Raw genomic sequence first — 22,429 nt, forward strand, 5'->3', positions numbered from 1 at the left:
CTGTACTGACTGCCGTTAGTGGTCCGGTTACAGCCAGCAGACGTTGCGGGACGGACAGAATGTCAATTTGCTCAACGTTGATAAACAGCTCTGAAATCGCCTCAGCGTTGATAAAAACGCTACCTTAAATTGCCAAAAACCCCTTCACCCGCCTTTTTGAGCAGTTCGTCGACGATAATGCGGACTTTCGGAATCAGATGCCGGGTGCGGGGCCACACCACATTCAGCTCTACCGGCACCGGCATATGGTCGGCCATCACCGCCACCAGGCTACCTGCATCGATATGGCTGTTCACCATTGATTCCGGAAACTGTGCAATCCCTGCACCGGCAAGACAGGCCAGCAGCATGGCATCACCATCGCTGATCTGATGCGCCGTGCCTGAGATAAATTTCACCTCCCGCTCACCCGCTGGGCGCAGTCGCCAGGCCAGTGGCGCGCCCCGCCGAAAGCCCATGATGCAGCCATGCTTTTTCAGTGATTCGATGTCGCCAGGCGCGCCATGCTGCCTGAGATACTCAGGAGAGGCGCACAGGATAAGACGCTGACGGCTCAGACGACGGGCGATCAGCTCATCGGTGCTTTGCAACTCACCAAGCCGCAGTACCAGATCAACGCCCTCCTCAACCGGATCGATCAGCCGATCATTAAAGGTCAGCGCCAGCCGCAGCGCCGGGTAACGGCTAATCAGATCCAGCAGCACCGGCATCATCAGATTGCGGCCAAAAGAGGCCGGCATATCGATACGCACCGTGCCTGCCGGATTGTCCTGACGTCGGCTGAGGCTGTTTTCCGCCGAGTCCAGAATCTCCAGCGCCGACAGGCAGCTTGCCAGATAAGCCTCACCGTCGCTGGTCAGGCTCAGTTTGCGGGTAGACCGGTGAAACAGACGTGTTCCCAGCCGCTCTTCGAGCCTTGCCACGCTCTTACCCACCGCGGATTTGGTAATGCCCAACTGTTCGGCAGCTTCGGTAAAACTGCTCGATTTTGCCGTAATGACAAAGTGAGTAATGCCTCGCAGAGAATCTGCGGTAAAGGAGGTAGACATAAAGTTGACTCAGTGGCGACTTACAAGCGGTTTATCGATGTTTAATTCTATACCAGGCTTATCTCCCTCGGAAAATAAACCCGGCACTGACCGGAGAAACTGTTCTGAACTAACTGGAGAGCCCATGTCACAGGCCAAACCCCTTACTTTCGTCTCACTGCTGGGCAGCCTTCGTAAAGGCTCTTTTAACGCGGTAGTGGCCCGCAATCTCGCTTCGCTGGCCCCGGCCGGTGTGGAGATCACCCCGCTTGGCTCTGTCGGCGAGATTCCACACTATGACGCAGACCGGCAGGCCGACGGGTTTCCCGCCGCCGTCGTGGCAATGGGTCACGCAATCTCGGCAGCGGATGGGCTGATCATCGTCACACCGGAATATAACTACTCGGTGCCAGGCGCGCTTAAAAATGCGCTGGACTGGCTTTCACGCCTGCCCGACATCCCGGTAGCCGGTAAACCGGTGGCGATCATCACCGCCTCTCCGGGCGCCATTGGCGGCGCGCGAGCCCAGTATCACCTGCGCCAGATTCTGGTGTTTCTTGACGGCAGAGTGCTGAACAAACCGGAAGTGATGGTCGGCCATGCCGCTTCCCGGCTTGATCCGCAGACCGGCCTGATCACCGATGAAAATACCCGCAATCTGATTGCGGCCCAGCTCAAAGCGCTGGCAGAGAAGGCAGCTAACCGGCACGCCCATTAACGATTAATCAACCTGGGAGAAAAACAATGTCTGTTGAAACGATTCGCGGTATGGACCATGTTGGCATCACCGTATCCGATATTGACGAGGCCACCCGTTTCTTTAAAGAAGCGTTTGGCGCAGAAGTGATCTACGACTCCGTTTCCCCGTCAGATGAGGATGTAAAAGGCGAAGAGACGGAAAGCATCCTGAACCTGTTTCCGGGAACCCGCATCACCACGGTCAGAATGATGACGCTAAAGCACGGGCCGGGGCTGGAGCTGTTTGAAATGAAAGGACCGGAGCAGCAGCAGCCGGTGCGTCCCAGCGACTACGGCTTACAGCATTTTGCCGTGTACGTTGATGACATCGACCAGGCCATCAGCCTGTTTGAGCGAGCCGGTGGAAAAATGTTTACCTCGCCTCAGCCACTGATGTTTCCGACCGAAACAGGAAAAAATAACTTCTTCTGTTATGGCCGCACGCCGTGGGGCAGCGTGATTGAGCTGATCTCATTGCCATCAAAATTACCGTATGAAGATCACACTGCTTTGCGCCGCTGGAAACCCTGAGTCTGTCGGGTGCGTCTGCCAGGGCGCACCCGACAGCGCCCTTCCTCGCTGGCTGACTCCCTCCTACGCTGAACAGGCTTCACCCCCTTTACTGTTCCGCGCATCAGACATCTGAATCAACTTCGCTCCTGTGGCGATCTCTCTTCTGGTTCACCGCCGAATCAGCGTGATCCAGCCACCCCGGTCAGACGCACCAGTTCAGTCAGGTGTCGTTTTACAATGCACGCTTCAGCGAGCTGAGAGTTTTCTCTGACAACGATCGGCCCGGCGCTGGTGCGTACCGCATATCGCGTGATCCACATCCCAACATCGAAAAATCCTTCACCGGGAATATCAGCATTTTGTTTAGGTTGACTTAATGTTTACCGCTGTAAACTTATCTTCATTCAGGGTTCATCGGATGGTCACATTTTCAGCAATCGCCTGTTTTGGTTAATGATAAGCGTAACCGCAGTCGCAGGTTGCTTAGCGTCTGGGGCCGCAGCGTTTTAACTTTTATTAAACATTGTTAATCAACGGGTGACTGGTTTTGACGGGTCAGATTACTCGGGTTATGGAATATCTTTATGTCTCAATTACGCATGACTAAGCCCGTTCTGCACCGCGTGACCTATATTGTTTTTTTCTCGCTTTATATCTCGGTTTTTCTCAATTTTGCCTATTACCAGCAGGCTCTGGCGCTGATCCCGCTGAACGGCCTGCGCAATACTCTTTTCTTTCTCTCTATGCCGCTGGTGGCCTTTTGCGTCATTAATATTGTCGTCACCCTCACCTCATTTTTCAGGCTGGACAGGATAGCGGTTGCGCTGTTTATCCTTGTCTCTGCCACCGCGCAGTATTTTATTCAGCATTACGGCATCGTTCTGGATCGCTCGATGATCACCAACATCGTGGACACCACACCAGCCGAGAGCCTGGCCCTGCTGACGCCTGAAATGCTGCTGGTGCTGTTTCTGTCTGGTGTTGTGATGGCCGCACTGGCTTTCTGGCCGCGTTTTAAAAAGACGTTCTCTCTCTGGACATCTCTGGCATCCCGCGGCATTAACATCGCCTTTTCTGTCATGCTGATCGCGCTGGTGGCGATGCTGTTCTACAAAGATTACGCCTCGCTGATCCGCAATAATCATGGTCTGGTCAAGGCTCTGAGTCCGGCGAATTTTATCGCTGCCTCGCTCTCTTATTACCAGCATCATCAGCAGGCCGACCTTCCGCTGGTAAAAATAGGTGAAGACGCCCATCAGCTTCCACAGATGCTGAGCGGGCCGAAAAAAAACCTGACGATTCTGGTGTTGGGTGAAACCTCACGCGCCGCGAACTTTTCGCTGGGCGGTTACTCGCGACCGACCAATCCGTTACTGGCTGAAGATGAGGTTGTCTATTTTCCTGATACCACTTCCTGCGGCACCTCGACGGCGGTCTCCGTGCCCTGCATGTTTTCCAACATGCCGCGTGCGCACTATGACGATGCGCTGGCCAGCCATCAGGAGGGCGTGCTGGATATCATCCAGCGGGCGGGTCTGCGCGTTTTATGGAACGAGAACGACGGAGGATGTAAAGGAGCCTGTAATCGGGTGCCGAATCAGGATATGAACGCCCTGAACCTTCCCGGCATGTGTATTAAAGGCGAATGTTATGATGAGGTGCTTTTTCATGGCCTGGAGGAGTATATCGCCCGACTGCAGGATAATGGCGTCATCGTCCTGCATACCATCGGCAGTCACGGGCCGACCTATAGCCACCGGTATCCGCCCGCGTTCCGCAAATTTACCCCCACCTGTGAAACTAAACAGATCCAGGAATGTTCGCAGCAGCAGCTGGTTAATACTTACGACAACACCATTTTGTATGCCGACTCTATCGTCGACAAGGCGATTGAGTTACTCAAGGCGCATCAGGACCGGTTCACCACCAGCCTGGTTTATCTCTCTGACCACGGTGAGTCGCTGGGTGAGAACGGCGTTTATCTGCATGGCCTTCCCTATGCCATTGCGCCTGAGGTTCAGACCCATGTGCCGATGCTGATCTGGTTGTCACCTGACTATCAGCAGCGTTACGCGGTGGACTCGCGCTGCCTGATCCAGCGGGCCGCAGCCAACGCCTATTCACAGGACAATCTGTTTTCTACCCTGCTGGGGCTTACCGGGGTTCAGACACGGGAATATGTCGCCGCCGACGATATGCTGGCGGCGTGCCGGGAAAAGCGTTAAGGGGATTTTTCATATGAAGCCCGGTCGGGGCTTCATATTTTTTGATTGGAAGTGGCAGGGTGTAGATGAAAGAGTGCAGGGAATAGCGTGTCGGCCCGGCAGCCCTGACCCTGACACGCAGGTTACCCGCGCACGGATGACTCACGCTGCTTTTCTTCCTGAAGGTCAATATCAGGCCGGGCTAAGTGATCAGGTATTTAATGGAGGTCCACAGCAGATATATCCCTGCCAGGATCTGTAGAATCCGGGTGCCCCAACGGATAAAACGCCAGGCATGGCGTTCACTGGCATCAGCCGCGGCGATGGTCGGATCGGGATTAATTTTTCTTTTCCTCGGTCTGAAGTCCAGCCAGACCAGAATAATGATGGCTATTGCGACCAAAGCTTTTTGAAGTACATTAGCGTCCATGCGTCATTTCCTGTGACTAATAAAGGGTCGTTATCAATATAACTGAACCGCAAGCGTGTGGTATAGCGAAGTTTCCGGCCCGGAAGCGTGATGCAGAGTGTGAGGATAAACGCCTTAATGATGGAGATTCGATAGGGTGATCACAACGCTGCTGGAAAAGTTGAAAGCACTTGAATGCAGCCTCCACGGTGCCAGACGCCAGCACAGGGCGTGGCCTGAAGAGATATTGCAGAGTCCGAATGGCCTTGCGACCAAAGTGAGCCTGCCTTGTATTTCAATAAGTTATCCCAGACAGGTGCTATTTGGGCGGTGCAGGCATTCAGGGCATATCACAGAGTGAAATAACGGATGAACGTTAAAGGGAAAAACGGGCGGCCCTATCCGGCACCACCCCTATTTTTCATTAAGGAAATTTGGTCAGCGGGTGTTTATTCCGTTTTTCGCACGACCTCAGGTAATTTCCAGCTACCGTCCATTACCGAATCTTTGGGCTGATATAGCCTGAACAAAAGATAAAAATTGCCCTCAGGCGCAGGCAGCCAGTTGGCGTTCTTATCCTCGGGCTGAGTATGAGATAGCGTGATGTTCAGGCTACCCTCTTTATCTTTTACCAGGCCTTGAGTGTCTGAACCAATTTTGTAGCGGTTGAGTGGGTTATCGACCAGCATCTTAGTGTCGGCATCGTAGATGGTGACCGACCAGAATGCGTTAACCGGGGGCTCTGAGTTCAGCGTGAGCGTATAGCTGCTGGCTCCGGAAAGCGTCTTGCCTTCGCTGTCATTATAACGAACCGGGTAAACAGCCTCTCGTTCTCCCTGACCACCCAGATAAGGGCCTGAAACCAGCGAACGCAGCGGGTAGTTGTAGCCAAAATCATCCAGTCCTTTCACATAGCTCCATCCCTGCCGTACTTCTGAAGTGCTCACCATCGTAGACACCGCGACATAAGGTGCATCCTTCACACCGCGCTTAACGCCTTCGAGTATGGGCGAGGCGATGTTATTGCTATCAAAGCCCTTTTCAGTCAGGCCAAAACGGCTGAACTGACCGAACAATCCTTTATCCTCTGGCTTGACCGGGTTCGATTTGATGGCAAATGCGAGCTGACGGAAAAAATCCAGCCCGTCGTTTTTGAGTGCAGGCATCGGTGCCAGAGTATCGTTATAGACCTTGCCGCTGGCGGACTGCAGATGGAATTGCTTCTGCAATGCATGCAGAGGCGCCATATCTTCACCCTGGGTTACGCGCATGCGGCCCCATAACCAGATTTTGTTGGTGGATACCTTCAGCACGGTGGCGTCTTTAGGCAATTCACCCTTCCAGCCCGGCGGAACAAAGACAAATTTACCGGCTTTGGTTCCGGTGGTGCGGCGACCGATATAGTGCTCCAGCTCCTGCCACATGTTGAAGACGTCCACCACATAATAGCGATCGTTTAAATCCGGAACCGTCAGTACATAAGGTTCATCAAGCTGAACAATTGCGCTCATGTAGAGCGTATCGTTGTTCGCAGACGGCATATCTTTCGCTGCGGGCGTTGCCAGCTCCGTTGCCCAGCCGATCTGATTCAGCGGCGCGCGATAGCTGGTTGGCGGCTTAGGTTCTGGCACATCAGTATATTCGCGGGCAATCTGCTCCATACGTACCAAAGGATAGCCCCATGTCCAGGCCATCACGGCTGAACTGTAACCGTCAGCCTCCATCCCCTTTTTGAACACTTCCGGCGAACCCTGCAGGGTAAGCACCGGGTCCTGATAGGTCGCTTCGGCAGCCTGCGCCGTCAGAGATAATGAAGAACCCGTCAGGCCAGCCAGTAGCATCGCACCGACCAGAACCTTTTTTTTCATCAGCATGAGGTTTTCCTTTTTTTGAACAAAAACAGAAACGAAAAATGATTAATCCATAAACTGCAAATTGAGCCCGGCAAAAATTTGCCAGCGCGGCTGCCCCGGCCCGCGATCGGCAACGCTGCCCTGCGGCTCAACGAAAAAGTTATAAACGGTATTTCCTTTCTTAATGATCTGCCCGACGCCCAGCCCCAGCGGAACGCCATAGCTGTCATTCTGGAAGTTATAGTTCCAGATGGGCGCCGATCGCAGATAGGTTCCGCCACCTAACTGATAAAAGACAAACGGCTGAAAAGCGCCCAGATTGACGTCACTGCGGTCGCCTTCACCGGCAAAACTGTGCTGCCATGAGGCAAGATAGCCGTACTGAATTTTGGGGTTACTGGCGTCAAACAGGACGTTGACCAGTCCTGCTGACCACTTTTCACTGCCCAGCGCGTTTTCGGTTGCCGTCGGCGCGGTGAGCTGCGGGCCGAAGCCGAAGCTCACCGCCGGATTACCGGTATCGATCAGGTAAGCCGTAAAGAGATTGAGATCACCGAGACCGGTCTGATGCCCGCCAGTCGGGGGCGAAGGATAGGTATTCACCGGCAGAGAGGCGCGCAGGATCCAGTTGGTCTCCCCCAGCGAAAACGGTTTGGCGTAGCGCAACCAGAACTGATTAGCCTCCTTGTCGCTTTCACTGATATCGCCGATGTAATAGTTCTGCATGTTGAACGCAGTCATGTTAGCGAGCGGGTTATTAGCCTGCGCTGAATCGGGTCCGGCGGCGTGGAGCGCCCCTGAAACCACGAATAGCAAGGTGGCAGATAATCCTGATCGAGCTTTCATAATTGTTTCCGTTTGGCAGAGAATGTATGGCAACGGCGTGAATACTGGAGAAGAAAATTGATGACAGTACGGTGCACGACTGCTAATGATTAAAAGCGAACTTTGCGGTTCGCTTATTTCTGAAAGAAGTATAGTTATAACTCAAATTTTCACGCTATTTCAGCACGTTGCTACAATTAAGAATTGTGCCACAGCTCACCAAAGTGAAATTTTTGTCCGCGGCAACGCGGCTATCCGTACAGATATCGTCACTTATTCCTGCCACAATTCGCCCTTTATAAATTGGAGTCACCACAATGGAACTATCCAGAAGAACCTTTTACCGCCTGATTCTGGGCAGTGCGGTGGGTCTGGCTGCGCTCAGGCAGATACCGGCCGCGCAGGCAACATCACTTCAGATCCCCTTGCGTAAAGGGGCGGGTGATAAGGGGGAAACGCAGGGGGGAATGCCGCCCGCCGGTGCGGTCTGCTCAGTGTCTGACTTCGACTATCAGCTTAAATATCAGCGAGCATTCGAGGCGGTATTGTGGAATATGCCCGCGGTGGCGATTTACAGCTTCCGCCGGGCGGCCTTCAGCCATCTCGGCATGAAAGACAATGATATCGTGGCCTATTCCCGTACGGCGACGCCGCTGCTTGAAGCCATCACGGCCAACAGTACTACGCCCTACATCACCGCCTTTACCGACCTGCAAAAAGGCCCGGTAGTCCTGGAGGTACCCGAAGCCGGTGCGGAAGGCAGTCTCTACGGTCAGATTGTGGATGCATGGCAGTTCACCATTGCCGATGTCGGGCCTGCCGGCATGGATAAAGGCAGGCACTCCAGATACCTGCTGACGCCGCCGGGCTATCAGGAAACCATTCCGGAAGGCTATCTCCATGTCGCCTCCCCCAGTTATCGCATCGCCCTTGCGTTTCGCTCGGTGCCGGCGGCCGGTAAGTCAGCAGAGGATGCCTATCATTATTCAAAAAAGCTGCGGATGTACTTCCTCAGCGAGGCCGGGAATCTGCCGCCGCAGAAATTTGTCGATCCCAGTGACAAGGTTTATCCCACTCTGCCGTATTACGATGAGCGGCATTTCGAAGATATGCACGCGGTGCTGAGCGTGGAACCGGTGCGTGAGCAGGACAAGGTGATGATGGGGATGCTGACATCGCTGGGCATTGAGCGGGGTAAGCCCTTTGCACCCGATGATACCGCACGGCTCGCGATGCGGCAGGCCGCCATCGACGCCTGGTTTTTTTTGCAGCAATGGTACGATAACTTCCCGACAGAAAAGCTCTACTGGCCCGACCGGCACTATGCGTCGCTGCTGCAGGCAGACAAAAATAATCGCTTCACCTTTGTTTATGACGATCGCATCGATCTTATCAACCGTGCGGCTGAGTATTTCTGGTGTACCTATATGCCGGAACAGCTCTCGGCTTCACCGGCGACGCAGTACCTGATGGCACTGGCAGATGCTGACGGCGCGCCGCTGGAAGCCGGTCAGCTGTATAAAATTAATGTTCCGGCGCAGATGCCGGTGAAACAGTTCTGGGCCCTGACCGTCTATAACCGCGATACCCTGTCGTTCATTTACAGTGAGAGCGGGCGAACCACGCTGTCATCTTACGATCTCGACCGGATGCAGAAGAACGCTGACGGCGGCGTAACGATATACATAGGACCAGCAGCACCCGCCGGGCTGGAGAATAACTGGCTCCCCACGTCCGGTAAACGCCCCCTGCCCGCTATGCGCTTTTACGGCGGAACCGACGCGCTGAACAATAAATCATTTAAGCTGGAAGATTTTCAGCGCGTCAGCTGATCTTACCCAACAATGCAGGAGCATACCCATGCTGATAAATGCGGAAGATGCGAAAAAGGAACTGCTGCTTACCCGTTCCGGATGCGTCTGGTTTCTCTGGCTGAACGTGGTGTATACGCTGTATCTCTCCGCGCGCTATTTTTTCCATGACCAGCCCGATGCGCGATCGAGCGCGGTCCTGTTTTTCAGTGTCCTGATCCTGCTGTTCTCGCTCTGGAATCTTATCCTGACCGCCCTGTTCAGCCGAAACGGCTTTCTGGTTAAACGGGGAGTGTTACTCAGCATTGTGCTGCTGTATGGCATTCTCTGGGGACTGGAACTCCATTCACTCTACGCTGGCGCGGCTCCGGCAGAATTTATCATTCTGCTGTCACTGCTGCTGGTGTTTCCCGCCGTGATTGCCTTTCATCTTTCGCTCAGGCTCATTGCCGCGTTCGCTACCCCTGTCTTGCTGGTGGTGACGGGCGAAGTCATCCTGGCGGGATCAGAGTTCAATCTGTTTCTGCTGTTTTCGTACCTCATTGCGCTGGTCGCGCTCTTCTCTGCGCGTCGGGTGCTGATTGAGTGGTTTCGCAAATCAGAAGAGAGCGAGCGGCATAACGCCCGGTTGATTAAAAAGCTGACGCGGCTTGCAGACAGAGACCCGCTGACCGGCTTAGCCAATAAACGTTACCTGCGGGAATATTTTCATGCCCGCACCGCAACGCTTCCTGCTGGATGCGACACGGTGTTCCTGATCATGATTGACGTCGATTATTTCAAAAAATATAACGACCATTACGGACACCTTGCGGGCGACCAATGCCTGATGCAGGTTGCCCGATGCATCAGTCAATCCGTACGGGATGCGACGGATCGGGTGGCGAGATTTGGCGGCGAAGAGTTTACGGTATTGTTGCTTTCCTCCGATAAGCAGGGGGTCAGAATGGTCTGTGAACGGATACAGCAGAACCTGGCGCGCGCGGGAATCCCGCACGCCCACTCCGGGATTTCCGCGAGTGTCACTGTGAGTCTCGGGGCAGCACAGTTCAAAGCAGGTGATTCGCTGGATCAGCTGCTCGCAGCGGCTGACCAGCAGCTTTACCAGGCAAAACGCGAAGGCCGTAACAGGTTTTGTCTCGACTGATTGCGTATCAAAGAAGTGGAGCGGCGCGGTCAGCGTTAACTTTTTGCGCCTGCGCCTTCACTCTTTCTAAAGGTCACCGCCATTATCAATGGCCTGACACCGCCAGCTCTGGCGGTGTCAGGCTAAAGGAGGCACATGAGCGATCAGTGCCCTTTCTTAATGATCTCATCGATCTCTTTTTGCTCAACCGGATGCTGATTAACGCTCCATTCTCCTCTGATGTAATTGACGATATCACGCATCTCATGAGCGCTTAATTCATCGTGATAAGCGGGCATTTTGTAGGGAATATTCCCCTCGGTTACCGGTGTCTCTGCGCCAAAAGCGATCACCTTAATCACATTAGCAGGGTCCTCAGCTTCAACCGATGCGTTATTGACCAGTGAAGGAACGTTATCATCGGTTCCTTTCCCTTCAACCCCGTGACAGGTCGAGCAATATCTGAAGTACAGGATTTTTCCCGCCTTAATTTCCGGGTGTTGCGCTGATGAGGAAACGGGATTTTTTTGCGTCGGGGAAGACCCCCGATGATTAAGGCTTAATAAATAGGCGGTAACCGCGTTGAGATCGTTATTCGTCAGGTATTGGGTACTCTGTGTCACGACCTCAGCCATAGGCCCTGTAATCGCTGAATGCTTACTGCGGCCCTTCTGCAGTAAATCTTTTAATTCTTCTGCCGGAATAGCGCTATTTCTCAGGGATGGCGCAAACCAGCCATCGATCATCGCACCACTGAGAAAGGCAGGATCGCTGTCGTCATAGGCTTTTTCCTGCTGCGCAACGCCTCGTGGCGTATGGCAGGCGCCACAGTGTCCCGGACCTTCAACCAGATATTTTCCTCGCGGGATAAGTTCAGCATCACGGCTCACCGCCGCCCTTGCCCGGTCCCCGTGACAGATTATGTTGCACCCGGTAGCCTTCAAAGTGTCTGATGCTGCCATCATCCATTTCGAGTGGAATATCCACAATTAATGCCCGCTTAGGCCGCATCAACGTGTTAGCCCAGTATTCCAGCTCGCCTAAATGAGGCAGTACCCTTTCCACCTGAGTAATAAAAATATTCCATGCAGAATCTTTATTCTCACTTAAAAATGACAGCGTCTTCATGCAACCTCCTGAATAAGAGTATGTAAGTTTTAGGGCACAAAAAAACCGACGATAAAGACCTATCGTCGGCGCTCCGGGGAGCTAAGTACTACGGCGAGGGTGACGCCAGCGCTTCAGCGAATCAGCTTTTCATCACCGATCGGAGAATATTCAGCGCGGCATCAAACTGGTCATCGGGAATAGTCAGGGGATAGAGGAAACGGATTACGTTGCCATACTGCCCACAGGTCAGCAGAAGAAGCCCGCGATCCAGTGCCTGTTTCTGGATGCGCTGTGCCGTCGCTGCGGAGGGTTCGCCGGTCTCAGTATCACAAAACTCTGCCGCAATCATCGATCCCAGACCGCGAACCTGCGCCAGTTCCGGACACGACTCTTTGCAATCCAGCAGGGCTATGCGTAAGCGTTCGCCCAGCGCATCCGCACGCTGGCACAGCTTTTCATCCTCAATAATGTCGAGCACAGCATGTGCCGCCGCCACGGCCATCGGGTTACCGGCGTAGGTTCCACCCAGCCCGCCAGGCGAGGGAGCGTCCATAATGTCGGCTTTACCGACTACGCCCGACAGCGGCATCCCACCGGCCAGGCTCTTGGCCATCGTCATCAGATCGGGCTGATGCGCATAATGATCCATGGCAAACAGTTTGCCGGTGCGGGCAAAGCCGCTCTGCACTTCATCGGCAATCATGACAATGCCATGCTCGTCGCAGAGATGGCGAATAGCCGCAATAAGCTCCGGCGGGGCAACATTAAATCCGCCTTCGCCCTGCACCGGCTCGAAAATAATCGCGGCGACCTGGCTTGCATCAATGTCTGCTTTAAACAGACGCTCGATGGCGACCAGCGTATCTGCCGTTGAGATGTTATGCAGCTGAGAGGGATAAGGAACGTGATAGACCGATCCCGGGAAGGGACCAAACCCTTTTTTGTAGGGAGCCACTTTTCCGGTCAGCGCCATCGTCATGTAAGTACGTCCATGAAACGCCCCGCCGAACGCGATAACGCCGGGACGGCCGGTATGCGCGCGGGCAATTTTAATCGCATTTTCCACCGCTTCAGCTCCGGTCGAAAAGAAGGCGGTTTTAAGCGGGCCATCAATAGGCGCGGCGGCATTGATCTTTTCGGCCAGCGAAACGTAGCTCTCATAAGGCACAATCTGATACGCCGTATGGGTAAAAGCCTTTAGCTGCTGCTCCATCGCCTGAACCAGACGCGGATGACGATGGCCGGTATTCAGCACCGCTATACCCGCGGCAAAATCGATATAGTGATTCCCTTCAACGTCCGTGAGCGTGCTGTTTTCTGCCGACATCGCAAAGAAATTGCACATAACGCCGACGCCGCGCGGGGTTGCACTCAGACGACGTTGCTGGAGATTGTCATTGCTCATAGTGATGCCTCATCGATTTTCAATTTATTTGAAATACGAAGAGTAATCTGTCAGCGTTTGGTACCTTAAACGAGAGCCAGAATGTTTTATTTATAGGATCCAAATGCGTTCAATTGCCGGAGATGTGATCAGACAGGCATTTTCTGAATGTGAAGAAGGAAAACTTCATAAGCGGCTTTATATCGCCATAACAGAGTCGATCCTCTCGGGGAATCTCAATCCTTCTGCCCGCATGCCGCCGACGCGCGATTTAGCCGAGGAGCTTGAGCTGTCGCGCAACACGGTGCTCCGGGTTTATGAGCAATTACAGGCAGAAGGCTATATTTCAACCCACAGAGCCAATGGGACGTTTGTAACCCATAGCGTGCTGGATAACCTGGATGCCCGGCCGCTGCCCGCCACAGATGAAGCCGCTGCTGAAGACCGTTCACTGCTGTCTGACCGCTGCCGGATGCTGCTGCAACATGCCAGTGCAAGTCCACGGCAGTGGGGAGCCTTTCTGCCGGGTGTACCGGATGTGGTGAGTTTTCCGCATCGGGTAATGAAAAAGATCCACGACCGCCAGGCGCGCAAGCCTCTTCCGGAACATCTGACCTATGATTCGACGGGCGGCGCGCAGGTTCTCAAATCGGCCCTGACAGACTATCTGCGAACCGCTCGCGGCGTTCGTTGTACGCCCGATCAGATTCTGATTACGGAAGGCATTCATCAGGCGCTTGATCTGGTAACGCGTTCGCTTTGCAATCCGGGTGATACCGCCTGGACTGAAGAGCCTGGATACTGGGGAATAAAGAATATTCTTCGGATCAATGGTGTGGATATTTTCCCCATGCCGGTAGACGAACAGGGGCTGATACCGGCGGCAACGTCCGAAGCCGCACCTAAGCTGATGTTCGTCACGCCTTCGCATCAGTACCCTTTGGGTTCAGTGATGAGCCTGAGCCGCAGACAAGGGCTTCTTTCCCTCGCCCGGGATAGCGGCAGCTGGATTATTGAAGATGACTATGACAGTGAGTTTCGTTTTTCCGGCCAGCCTATTCCCGCTTTACAGGGGCTGGAAGAAAACAGTCCGGTTATTTATATCGGTACATTCAGTAAAACCCTCTACCCCGCTCTCCGGCTTGGCTATGTGGTTCTGCCCAAGGCCATATCGGCACCGCTTAAAAAGATGCACAGTGAGCTCTATCGGGGCGGCCATCTCCAGATTCAGGTGGCGTTAGCTGAATTTATCCGTGAAGGTTATTACGCGGCGCACATCCGAAAAATGCGTCAGCTCTATGGTCGCCGCAGGCAGTTTCTGGTAAATCTGATCACCCGCAGCCTGGGTCCCGACTATTTAGGCCAGTACAACAGTAACGCTGGCCTGCATCTTATCCTGCAGCTTCCCGTGGAGAGTGATGATGTCAGAATTGCCCTTGAAGCCAATAATGCCGGGTTACTGGTTCGTCCCTTATCGCGTTACTTTGTAGACAAGGTGACGATCAGAGGATTGCTACTGGGTTTTGCTCACATGGATGAAAAGGAAATTGAATCGGCTTTCACCCGGCTGCATGTGATCATACAAGCCAGTGAGGGGCAGCATTTAAATCAGGATTGAAATGTAATGGTTGGTCAGACAGAAAGGTATCTTTCTCAGCGCTGGTCTCTTTTAGAGTAAACTGACGCACATCTTTCGTGTATTTGCTGTCATGCTTTATCCGCTACAGAATAAAAATGGGCAAAGAGAGAATAGATGTAGCTCATACAGCTATCCTCTTATCCTGAGTCAATAAACATGCCTGTTGACAGGATATCGGGAGAGCACTGCTTTTCGGATTTTCCTGGATAAGACTATTGCTGATTACAAATAAAACCTCCGCTGATGGCTGGCGTACAGGTTGTTTGAACAACAGGCCTGGGTTGAATGGCTTGATTATAACTGGCACTGGCTGCGTTCAGGTTAGCCGCCTTTTGTTGCCATCCTGCCGCCGTTGATTGAGCAATAGCCGCACAGTCTGAGGGAGAAATAGTTGCAGTTCCTGCCAATTGTCTTGACTGCATCATGCGTGCAGCTTCAGACCCGCTTGTAAACGTGTCTCCGCTCATGGCCTGACAAAGTTCATAATCTGAGGCATCCGGATTATTTGAGCAACCGGCCAATGTAGTTAAAAATAACATAACAAAAATCAGTCTTTTCATTTTACACCCCCAACTTAGATTCAGTAGTTAAATTAGTCACCGGTTCATACGGATGAATATTTTTCATTAGTTCGTCGGTAATAATTGATGCGCACTTATACGCACCTAAAGGTATTCAGAGTTAAACTCACATCAGCTAGCCGCATTATTCGGGTATTTTAAAAAAGTTTAAACGGGTAATTCATCGACGTTGTGTACCGGGAGGCCTGAGCCTCCCATACTGCTGAGAGTGAAGCGCGACAAGCAGACAGCGACTCCACTATTACGTCGCGTTCCCCCTCGTTAACGATAATCAGATTTCAGACGACAGGTGCCTTTATAAACCTGTCGATCCGGCATCCTCTTTCATTCGGGCGTTAAAAATTACCCGCTGCACTGTGTCCACTGCGTTGACCGCCCTGTCCACGGCCACCCATCGCGGAACTATGCGCATTACTGTTGCCATTGTTGCGTGTTGATGCCGCCTCCTGATGCGAGCCGCGATGCTGACCACCGTTGTTGTGCGAACTTTCGACCACGAAGACTTTCGCAATGATCGGGGTTGGAATATTGGTCACGATGGCCGGAACCCTATTAACCGGGGTTAACTGGCCTACTACCGGTGTGTTTAAAGTGTTTTGAGCGACAATTGCAGCTTCAGCGTCGGCCTGAGCTTTTGAAGCGGCTAGTGATTTAGCAGCGGCGTCGGCTTCAAGCGCCTGAATTTGCTGCTGTGAAATCTGAACATTATCATTTATAGCGGCATATTTAGCAGCTGTCAGATCGCGCATTGCCTGCTGCGCCTGGCCTTCTGAAACGGCGGCATATTTAGCAGCTGTCAGATCACGCATTGCCTGCTGCGCCTGACCTTCTGAAACGGCGGCATATTTAGCGGCTGTTTGATCACGCATTGCCTGCTGCGCCTGACCTTCAGAAACGGAGGCATATTTAGCGGCTGTTTGATCTCGCATTGCCTGCTGCGCCTGACCTTCAGAAACGGCGGCATATTTGGCAGACGTTAATGCAGCCTGAGCCTGCTGAGCTTCGCGCTGTGCCTGTTCTGCTACCTGCGACATGTGCGCGGCCAGTTGCGATGCCTGAGCGGCTTCAGATTCATGCTGCGCCAGCGCGGCATTACGCGCGGCGTTTAAAGCTGTGTTCTGTGCTTCGACGCGATCACGATTTGCCTGTACAAGCGCCTCACCGCGCGCCTGCGCCTCCTGCTGCATCTGAGCATTAACTTCCGCCACGCCGCCCGCGACAATCTGCTGACGGGTGCGTTGCTGGTTGGCCTTGGTCAGCGCCTCACCGCGCGCCTGTGCCTCCTGCTGCATCTGAGCATTAACCTCTGCCACGCCGCCCGCGACAATCTGCTGACGGGTGCGCTGCTGGTTGGCCTTGGTCAGCGCCTCACCGCGCGCCTGTGCCTCCTGCTGCATCTGAGCATTAACTTCCGCCACGCCGCCCGCGACAATCTGCTGACGGGTGCGCTGCTGGTTGGCCTTGGTCAGCGCCTCACCGCGCGCCTGCGCCTCCTGCTGCATCTGAGCATTAACTTCCGCCACGCCGCCCGCGACAATCTGCTGATGGGTGCGCTGCTGGTTGGCCTTCGTCAGCGCCTCACCGCGCGCCTGCGCCTCCAGCTGCTTCTGGCTCTCAAATTTTGAAGCAACTATTCCGTTGAATCGCTGGTTATGATTAATCTGCTCTTTAGTCTGGGCACTTAAACGACCGCTTACTTCATTTCGCTGATCACGTTGTGCGGCGGCATTCTGCTGATTTTCGTTAATCGCCTTCGCCTGCGCGGTAGCCGCATCTATTTTCATTTGTGAACCGCTTATTGTCAGCCCGGTGCTCTGTCCATTACCTGCCCATGCGTCATAACCAGGGCGCTGACTATTCTGGCTCCAGCTCTGAGTCGTACCAGTGACTTGTGTAATCGCGTCAGGATTGGAAATGTGTGGATTGGCTGATTCATCAATTCGTGTCGGGGTTGATGAAATCAGCGTGTCTGGCTGGATAACTTCTGCCGGTTTGACGCTGGTTGGCTGAATAACGTTCTGATGTACCGTTTCACCCTGAAGCAGTTGATCCAGCAAATGACGTGGTGTTGGATCGCCAATTGATATTTTGGCTTGCTCTATTGAATCACTATTCATCGTCTCCAGAATAGCGCGGGCAGCATCCAGAGAAGCGTGCTGATATACCACATTATTTAACGCTGCGCGTAGTGATTCGATAGCTTGATTATTAACGTTACTATAGTTGATAGCCATAGCGTTAAATGACGGGAAAAATGCTAACATGATGGCAACAGAAATTATTTTTTTGTTCATTATCAGTGACCTGGATCAGGGTTACCGGCTGAAATAGTTTCAGCCTTATTTTTTAATGAATAATAACGGCTCAAAAAGCCCCATTGAGATATAAGCCTTGGCCATCATGCGCTTTTTCTCAACACATGAAATGGTAACGTTTACACCTGTGATCGTAAGCGGAGAACACCGCTTCTGTGGCGAAATCTAACCCTGATCAGGTAGGCTGAAATTGATTTATATCAATTTTGCAAAGTATAAATATGAATGCGATTACACGCACATTTCAATTCATTGTTTCGCAAGGAAAAATATTATGCAAAAAGTGCTATCTGAACCTGTAAATCAACATTTTCAAATAGAAATAAATCTCGTTCTAAAATATGAAATCACATGAGCCTTTTATATCAATCTATTATTGAAAGTAATGACCTACAGAGCTCCGCCATTCAGGCGTTTTAACAGGAGAGGGTTTTTAGGCAGGCAGAGAACGGTGCGGTAGGAATTGCTGAAGGTTTTAAAGGGATATTCTCTACCCAGCGAACGGGCGATACCGGATCCATACAGCGAAGCCAGGATGCTATTCGCATGGAGATATGCGTTATGCATCAATATTCTGACCTAAGAAAGGTCTTAGTCGCCCCTTTATACTCTTTTTAACTGACATGATTTTTTAACGTTCGCCTTCGGGTTAAAGTACCCTTCACACGACTGGGCCGGTGTACCTTGAGAAAGGCGAAAATATGACCACGCCTGATTAGCGCAATAATGTCGGCATTAACAATAATTCAACCAGCGCTCAACAATGCACTCCGGGTTTGCCACGGTTTAAGGCAGTTATTCTGTGTAACCGCCCTTCTCCTTTTGCCTTAGATACCCCCATTTATTTTTCGCGACTGGCAAAGATATTTGCCATCTGCTCAGCATTTCTCGTGCCCCAGTTGCAAAGCGGGATAATGGCATCAGACAGGCTGCTGCCAAGAGCGGTCAGTGAATAATCCACACGCGGTGGCACCTCCTTATAGTCAGTTCGCAACAGCACCTGATCGGCTTCAAGATCTTTCAACTGCTGAATAAGAACTTTATCACTCACCTCCGGAATCAAACGCTTTAGCTCTCCATAGCGTTTAGAACCGTCTCGCAGAAAAAAAAGAATCAACGGCTTACACTTACCCGATATCACACGCAGCGTCGCATTAAGCCCACAACCGGTACCGCAAATTTCACTTTCAGAGGGGATTGTCATTTGATACTTACCAAAAGGTGCATACTTGACGTTAAGTTAGCAGACGAACAGACTGGCCTGCAAGCGAGTAGATCCCTGCTTTCGTTAACTCACCAAAAGGTAGACGACATGACCAGACTGAATGGAAAGACGGCGGTAATAACCGGTGGCGCAACCGGGATAGGCCTTGCGGCAGCAAAGCGGTTCATTGAGGAAGGCGCTTTCGTCTTCATTTTCGGTCGCAGACAGCAAGCACTTGATGCAGCAGTTGCCACCCTCGGCCCTGATGCCCGTGCAGTAAAGGGCTCTGTTTCTGATCCGGCTGACCTCGATCGACTCTACGCCGCAGTTAAAGCTGAACGGGGCACGCTCGATATCCTGTTCGCCAATGCCGGAGCGGGAAGCCCGCTTCCGCTTGGTCAGATCACGGCACAGCACATCGACGAGACTTTCGACACCAACGTTAAGGGCACAATCTTTACGGTCCAGCAGGCATTGCCGTTAATGACTGTGGGTGGCTCGATTATCCTGACGGGTTCCAGTGCCGGCACAACAGGTGCACCAGGCTTTACGGCCTACAGTGCAAGCAAGGCGGCAGTGCGCAACCTTGCCAGGAGCTGGGCCGCAGATCTGAAAGGTACCGGCATCCGGGTGAACGTGCTGTCACCCGGCGCGACTGCGACTGAACTGGCGAAGGAAGCGCTGGGTGTAGAAGGTCAGAAAGCCTACGGTGCGATAACGCCGCTCCAGCGTATGGCGGAACCCGAGGAGATCGGGGCGGTGGCCGCATTTCTTGCTTCAGGCGACAGTAGTTTTATGACCGCCAGCGAGGTCGCCGTTGACGGTGGGCTGGCTCAACTCTGACCATTTCAGCCGGCCGACTAGCGCTATCGGTTTCTGATTTCCATCCCTCTTCTGAACTCTGAGGCACAATATGAATTATGCAATTATTGGTTTTGGCAGTGTGGGAAAGGCACTTGCCGCAGCATTTGCCCGAAAAGGCATCGACGTTTCCGTTGCAACCACCCGTGATCCGGAGAGCTTTGCCACTGAGACGGCCATGACTGGACCTGGCATCAGGCCCAAAAAGTTAGCTGATGCCGTCAATGCCGACATCATTTTTTTGGCTGTTCGCTATCAGTCACACCCGGACATTGCCAAAATCCTGCCGACCTGGCAGGGAAAAACGATTGTCGATGTGACGAATGCTTACGGTGTGCCCCTTGAGGAACTGGATGGTGAACCTTCCGGACGTGTTGTTGCACGCGCCTTTGCTGGCGGTAAAGTGGTTAAGGGCTTCAATCATTTGATCGCTTCTGTGCTTGCTGAAGATCCTGCCGTTAATGGCGGCAAAAGGGTGGTGTTTCTCGCCAGCGATAATAACAGTGCGCTTGACGAAGTCGGCACGCTGGCCGAAACGTTAGGTTTCGCACCGATCATGCTGGGAAGCCTTTCGGAGGGCGGAATGCTGGTGCAGGCTCACGGGAAGAAATGGGGTGAACTGATATTTCAGGATTTAGTGAAGTTCAGCAGATAATATTTATGCTTAACGCAATCCTGACTTAATATCATCTCCAGAACAAATTAATATCTATTCTAACGGCATGCTAAACAGCATAGCTGTCTATTCTTACTGCAAAAAAATTGCGCCCCGGCCAATTGTCTGATGTATGGGTACATTAGCTGTGCGGTTCGGGCGCAAGCACATGCAGAGTAAAAACCACCTATAGATGGATTGAAGTACGCTAATTAAATGGATTTTTCCACATGAATATTTTCTTTCATATTTATCGTCTGAGGATATTTATTATTACTCACCGCATTAACGTTCTGCTGAAACGGTGATACCCACCTAATGCCAGACGCGAATATTATCTTCGGGTAAAATTGAGCAGATAACCTGCCCTGTTTAGTTCCCCTGATGAGTGAGGACTGGCAGCGACCACATTCATTATTGAACTGACCAAAAAGCATAAAATCCTCCGCAGCCCCATCCTGGATCATTTCATCGAAACGGCAGTGTTCGCTTACTCCGAAGGATACAGGGTTTCAAAATTGTTTCACTCGTTCCGACTTCGCGTATCGTTCTGATATTGATGCGGAATTAATGAGAGTCTTCCGACTCCTGTTTTCACCTGGAACAATCACTCTCTGACCTATCAGGCTGGGATAGGCGCATTACCCAATCGTGTTCATCGGGCCAGCCGGCTTTCCGAGACCGTACTGCGGCTGCGGACGTCACTCAGGTCAGCGGCGAAGATCGCCACGGCTGACGCCCCCTGACAGCCCGCATTTCAGCATCACCGCGTCAGCCGGCACCATTTTCGGTTAACCCGGCAACTATAGTTCATACTCAATACTGTTTATGTCGTCACGCTGCGACGGCCACTAAGCGTGGAGACCTGGCTATCTGGCCGGGTGAAGCAAACGTCAACACGACATCAGTGTGGGCGCTGATATCCATAAAGTTCGTATTTTCAGGAGATTTCATGTGTAACGTCAGTTGATAAATTGAACATCGGGTAAGCTCAGGTGTTACCTGATTTACCTGCTGATAACCGTGAACACAACGGTTACTGAATGTTTAAAACTTATCTGACAACTCAGGGTTGTTAGCTGAATATAAGGGAAAATAATGCCGTTGATATTTGATGAGTTATCTGGTTTGCCATCATGGGTGCCTGTTGTATTACTCTTCGCGCTCTCATTTGTACTGGGTTTTCTTGCACGCCTTATCCTTCTCAGGTTTATTCGCTACTGGCAGAGTCGTGATCGGAAACTGTTCAAATCCCTCGAAAAACACCTTCGTGGCTCGATGTTCCTTTTCATTCCCTTGTTGCTGGTCAATGTCGGGATTAATTACATCGACATTCACCCGGACCTGCTGGTTTTCATTACCAATACGGTGAATGTATTTATAATATTATCGTTCTGCTCAGTGTTAATTCGATTAACCAACGTGGCGCAGGATATGCTTTACATCCGCTACGACATCAATATTTCGAACAACCTTCGTGCGCGTAAAATTCGCACACAGATCATTTATGTAAAGAAAGTCGTCATTGTCATACTGGTGTTATTCTGCCTCTCTCTGATTCTGCTCAGTTTCCCCGGCGTGAGAAAATTCGGTACCACTATCCTCGCCGGTGCTGGCGTAGCCGGTATCATCATTGGTTTTGCCCTGCAGAAGTCGCTGGTCAATCTGTTTGCCGGTATTCAGATCGCCTTTACCCAGCCGATCAAAATTGATGATGCCGTGGTGGTAGAAAAAGAATGGGGCTGGATTGAAGAGATCAACCTTACCTATGTGGTGGTGCGGATCTGGGATTTGCGCCGTCTGGTGTTGCCCATCACTTACTTTACAGAAAATCCGTTTCAGAACTGGACCCGCAATAATGCGCAGATTCTGGGCTCGGTTTTTCTCTACGTTGATTATTCAATGCCGTTAGAACCGCTGCGACAGCATTTTGAAAAAGTGCTGAATGAAACCAAACTCTGGGATCGGGAAACTCAGGTGCTTCAGGTGACCGATACCACCGAGAAGACCATGACGATCAGGATGCTGATGACCGCGCAAAATTCCCCGATAGCCTTTGATTTACGCTGTCACGTGCGGGAAAAAATGATTGAATTTATTCAGCAGAATTATCCGCAGAGTCTGCCTCACGTCAGAGCGTCTCTCACCGATACCGCTGCCTGACAGACGGTGA

At 52.2% G+C, this 22,429-nt stretch carries 18 protein-coding genes and 1 pseudogene; 9 read left to right on the top strand and 10 right to left on the bottom strand.

The annotated features are described in order from the left end of the window. Positions 1–119: 119 nt before the first annotated feature. Positions 120–1,049, bottom strand: a complete 930-nt coding sequence (locus LZU96_RS20770) for a LysR family transcriptional regulator (protein ID WP_233988466.1) — start codon at positions 1,047–1,049, stop codon at positions 120–122. Between the two features lie 124 nt (positions 1,050–1,173). On the opposite strand from LZU96_RS20770, the gene LZU96_RS20775 reads away from it, so the two are divergent. The 3 genes from LZU96_RS20775 to eptA all read left to right on the top strand — a co-directional run bounded on the left by LZU96_RS20775 (position 1,174) and on the right by eptA (position 4,504). Continuing rightward, positions 1,174–1,746 (top strand): NADPH-dependent FMN reductase, encoded by a 573-nt coding sequence (locus LZU96_RS20775; protein WP_233988467.1) that lies wholly within the window; start codon positions 1,174–1,176, stop codon positions 1,744–1,746. Between the two features lie 26 nt (positions 1,747–1,772). Continuing rightward, complete coding sequence (locus tag LZU96_RS20780; protein ID WP_233988469.1) at positions 1,773–2,297, top strand: VOC family protein; 525 nt, start codon at positions 1,773–1,775, stop codon at positions 2,295–2,297. A gap of 581 nt (positions 2,298–2,878) precedes the next feature. Beyond that, on the top strand, positions 2,879–4,504 hold the full coding sequence (gene eptA / locus LZU96_RS20785) for a phosphoethanolamine transferase EptA (protein WP_409520454.1): 1,626 nt from the start codon (positions 2,879–2,881) through the stop codon (positions 4,502–4,504). Positions 4,505–4,685: 181 nt separating this feature from the next. On the opposite strand, the gene LZU96_RS20790 is transcribed toward eptA, so the two are convergent. The 3 genes from LZU96_RS20790 to LZU96_RS20800 form a co-directional block, all read right to left on the bottom strand. Next, positions 4,686–4,913 carry a hypothetical protein gene (locus tag LZU96_RS20790; protein WP_233988471.1) on the bottom strand — a complete coding sequence of 76 codons (228 nt, stop codon included), beginning with the start codon at positions 4,911–4,913 and terminating at the stop codon, positions 4,686–4,688. 428 nt (positions 4,914–5,341) lie between these two features. Next, complete coding sequence (locus tag LZU96_RS20795; RefSeq protein WP_233988473.1) at positions 5,342–6,766, bottom strand: DUF1254 domain-containing protein; 1,425 nt, start codon at positions 6,764–6,766, stop codon at positions 5,342–5,344. Positions 6,767–6,808: 42 nt separating this feature from the next. Then, positions 6,809–7,591, bottom strand: a complete 783-nt coding sequence (locus LZU96_RS20800; protein WP_233988475.1) for a hypothetical protein — start codon at positions 7,589–7,591, stop codon at positions 6,809–6,811. Positions 7,592–7,887: 296 nt separating this feature from the next. Here LZU96_RS20800 and LZU96_RS20805 point away from each other — a divergent pair, with 296 nt between their 5' ends. Continuing rightward, positions 7,888–9,402, top strand: a complete 1,515-nt coding sequence (locus LZU96_RS20805) for a DUF1254 domain-containing protein (protein ID WP_233988476.1) — start codon at positions 7,888–7,890, stop codon at positions 9,400–9,402. Between the two features lie 28 nt (positions 9,403–9,430). After that, the gene (locus LZU96_RS20810) at positions 9,431–10,528 is read left to right on the top strand and encodes a GGDEF domain-containing protein (protein ID WP_233988477.1); all 1,098 of its coding nucleotides are present in this window, start codon (positions 9,431–9,433) and stop codon (positions 10,526–10,528) included. A 143-nt stretch (positions 10,529–10,671) separates the two neighbouring features. Here the strand turns inward: LZU96_RS20810 and LZU96_RS20815 are convergent, their stop codons facing one another. The 3 genes and pseudogenes from LZU96_RS20815 to puuE form a co-directional block, all read right to left on the bottom strand. Then, the gene (locus LZU96_RS20815) at positions 10,672–11,397 is read right to left on the bottom strand and encodes a c-type cytochrome (protein WP_233988479.1); all 726 of its coding nucleotides are present in this window, start codon (positions 11,395–11,397) and stop codon (positions 10,672–10,674) included. A 1-nt stretch (position 11,398) separates the two neighbouring features. Beyond that, positions 11,399–11,635: pseudogene (locus LZU96_RS20820) on the bottom strand (Glu/Leu/Phe/Val dehydrogenase dimerization domain-containing protein); the annotation flags it as partial. Positions 11,636–11,756: 121 nt separating this feature from the next. Continuing rightward, positions 11,757–13,022, bottom strand: a complete 1,266-nt coding sequence (puuE, locus tag LZU96_RS20825) for a 4-aminobutyrate transaminase (protein WP_233988481.1) — start codon at positions 13,020–13,022, stop codon at positions 11,757–11,759. Positions 13,023–13,125: 103 nt separating this feature from the next. Between puuE and LZU96_RS20830 the strand changes: the two genes are divergently transcribed. Next, complete coding sequence (locus tag LZU96_RS20830; protein ID WP_233988483.1) at positions 13,126–14,619, top strand: PLP-dependent aminotransferase family protein; 1,494 nt, start codon at positions 13,126–13,128, stop codon at positions 14,617–14,619. 233 nt (positions 14,620–14,852) lie between these two features. Here LZU96_RS20830 and LZU96_RS20835 read toward each other — a convergent pair whose 3' ends face one another. From LZU96_RS20835 to LZU96_RS20845, 3 genes are all read right to left on the bottom strand, one after another. Then, positions 14,853–15,200 (bottom strand): hypothetical protein, encoded by a 348-nt coding sequence (locus LZU96_RS20835; protein ID WP_233988485.1) that lies wholly within the window; start codon positions 15,198–15,200, stop codon positions 14,853–14,855. Between the two features lie 356 nt (positions 15,201–15,556). Next, complete coding sequence (locus LZU96_RS20840) at positions 15,557–17,338, bottom strand: hypothetical protein (RefSeq protein WP_233988487.1); 1,782 nt, start codon at positions 17,336–17,338, stop codon at positions 15,557–15,559. Positions 17,339–18,377: 1,039 nt separating this feature from the next. After that, entirely contained in the window at positions 18,378–18,740 is a 363-nt protein-coding gene (locus tag LZU96_RS20845) for a winged helix-turn-helix transcriptional regulator (RefSeq protein WP_233988489.1), read from the bottom strand. A 108-nt stretch (positions 18,741–18,848) separates the two neighbouring features. Here LZU96_RS20845 and LZU96_RS20850 point away from each other — a divergent pair, with 108 nt between their 5' ends. The 3 genes from LZU96_RS20850 to LZU96_RS20860 all read left to right on the top strand — a co-directional run bounded on the left by LZU96_RS20850 (position 18,849) and on the right by LZU96_RS20860 (position 22,419). Further along, a complete protein-coding gene (locus LZU96_RS20850) occupies positions 18,849–19,583 on the top strand; it encodes an SDR family NAD(P)-dependent oxidoreductase (protein ID WP_233988491.1) in 735 nt (244 codons plus the stop codon). A 70-nt stretch (positions 19,584–19,653) separates the two neighbouring features. Then, complete coding sequence (locus LZU96_RS20855) at positions 19,654–20,256, top strand: NADPH-dependent F420 reductase (RefSeq protein ID WP_233988492.1); 603 nt, start codon at positions 19,654–19,656, stop codon at positions 20,254–20,256. A 1,098-nt stretch (positions 20,257–21,354) separates the two neighbouring features. After that, entirely contained in the window at positions 21,355–22,419 is a 1,065-nt protein-coding gene (locus LZU96_RS20860) for a mechanosensitive ion channel family protein (protein WP_233988494.1), read from the top strand. The last annotated feature ends 10 nt before the right edge of the window (positions 22,420–22,429 follow it).

The sequence above is a fragment of the Pantoea agglomerans genome (assembly GCF_021397715.1).
GTDB lineage: Bacteria > Pseudomonadota > Gammaproteobacteria > Enterobacterales > Enterobacteriaceae > Pantoea > Pantoea astica.

Coding starts and splice junctions, on each gene's coding strand:
- LZU96_RS20795 (WP_233988473.1), bottom strand. CDS start 6,766: ATGCTGATGAAAAAAAAGGTTCTGGTCGGTGCGATGCTACTGGCTGGC.
- LZU96_RS20830 (WP_233988483.1), top strand. CDS start 13,126: ATGCGTTCAATTGCCGGAGATGTGATCAGACAGGCATTTTCTGAATGT.
- LZU96_RS20840 (WP_233988487.1), bottom strand. CDS start 17,338: ATGAATAGTGATTCAATAGAGCAAGCCAAAATATCAATTGGCGATCCA.
- LZU96_RS20800 (WP_233988475.1), bottom strand. CDS start 7,591: ATGAAAGCTCGATCAGGATTATCTGCCACCTTGCTATTCGTGGTTTCA.
- eptA (WP_409520454.1), top strand. CDS start 2,879: ATGACTAAGCCCGTTCTGCACCGCGTGACCTATATTGTTTTTTTCTCG.
- LZU96_RS20810 (WP_233988477.1), top strand. CDS start 9,431: ATGCTGATAAATGCGGAAGATGCGAAAAAGGAACTGCTGCTTACCCGT.
- LZU96_RS20805 (WP_233988476.1), top strand. CDS start 7,888: ATGGAACTATCCAGAAGAACCTTTTACCGCCTGATTCTGGGCAGTGCG.
- LZU96_RS20790 (WP_233988471.1), bottom strand. CDS start 4,913: ATGGACGCTAATGTACTTCAAAAAGCTTTGGTCGCAATAGCCATCATT.
- LZU96_RS20770 (WP_233988466.1), bottom strand. CDS start 1,049: ATGTCTACCTCCTTTACCGCAGATTCTCTGCGAGGCATTACTCACTTT.
- LZU96_RS20835 (WP_233988485.1), bottom strand. CDS start 15,200: ATGAAAAGACTGATTTTTGTTATGTTATTTTTAACTACATTGGCCGGT.
- LZU96_RS20855 (WP_233988492.1), top strand. CDS start 19,654: ATGAATTATGCAATTATTGGTTTTGGCAGTGTGGGAAAGGCACTTGCC.
- LZU96_RS20845 (WP_233988489.1), bottom strand. CDS start 18,740: ATGACAATCCCCTCTGAAAGTGAAATTTGCGGTACCGGTTGTGGGCTT.
- LZU96_RS20780 (WP_233988469.1), top strand. CDS start 1,773: ATGTCTGTTGAAACGATTCGCGGTATGGACCATGTTGGCATCACCGTA.
- puuE (WP_233988481.1), bottom strand. CDS start 13,022: ATGAGCAATGACAATCTCCAGCAACGTCGTCTGAGTGCAACCCCGCGC.
- LZU96_RS20850 (WP_233988491.1), top strand. CDS start 18,849: ATGACCAGACTGAATGGAAAGACGGCGGTAATAACCGGTGGCGCAACC.
- LZU96_RS20860 (WP_233988494.1), top strand. CDS start 21,355: ATGCCGTTGATATTTGATGAGTTATCTGGTTTGCCATCATGGGTGCCT.
- LZU96_RS20775 (WP_233988467.1), top strand. CDS start 1,174: ATGTCACAGGCCAAACCCCTTACTTTCGTCTCACTGCTGGGCAGCCTT.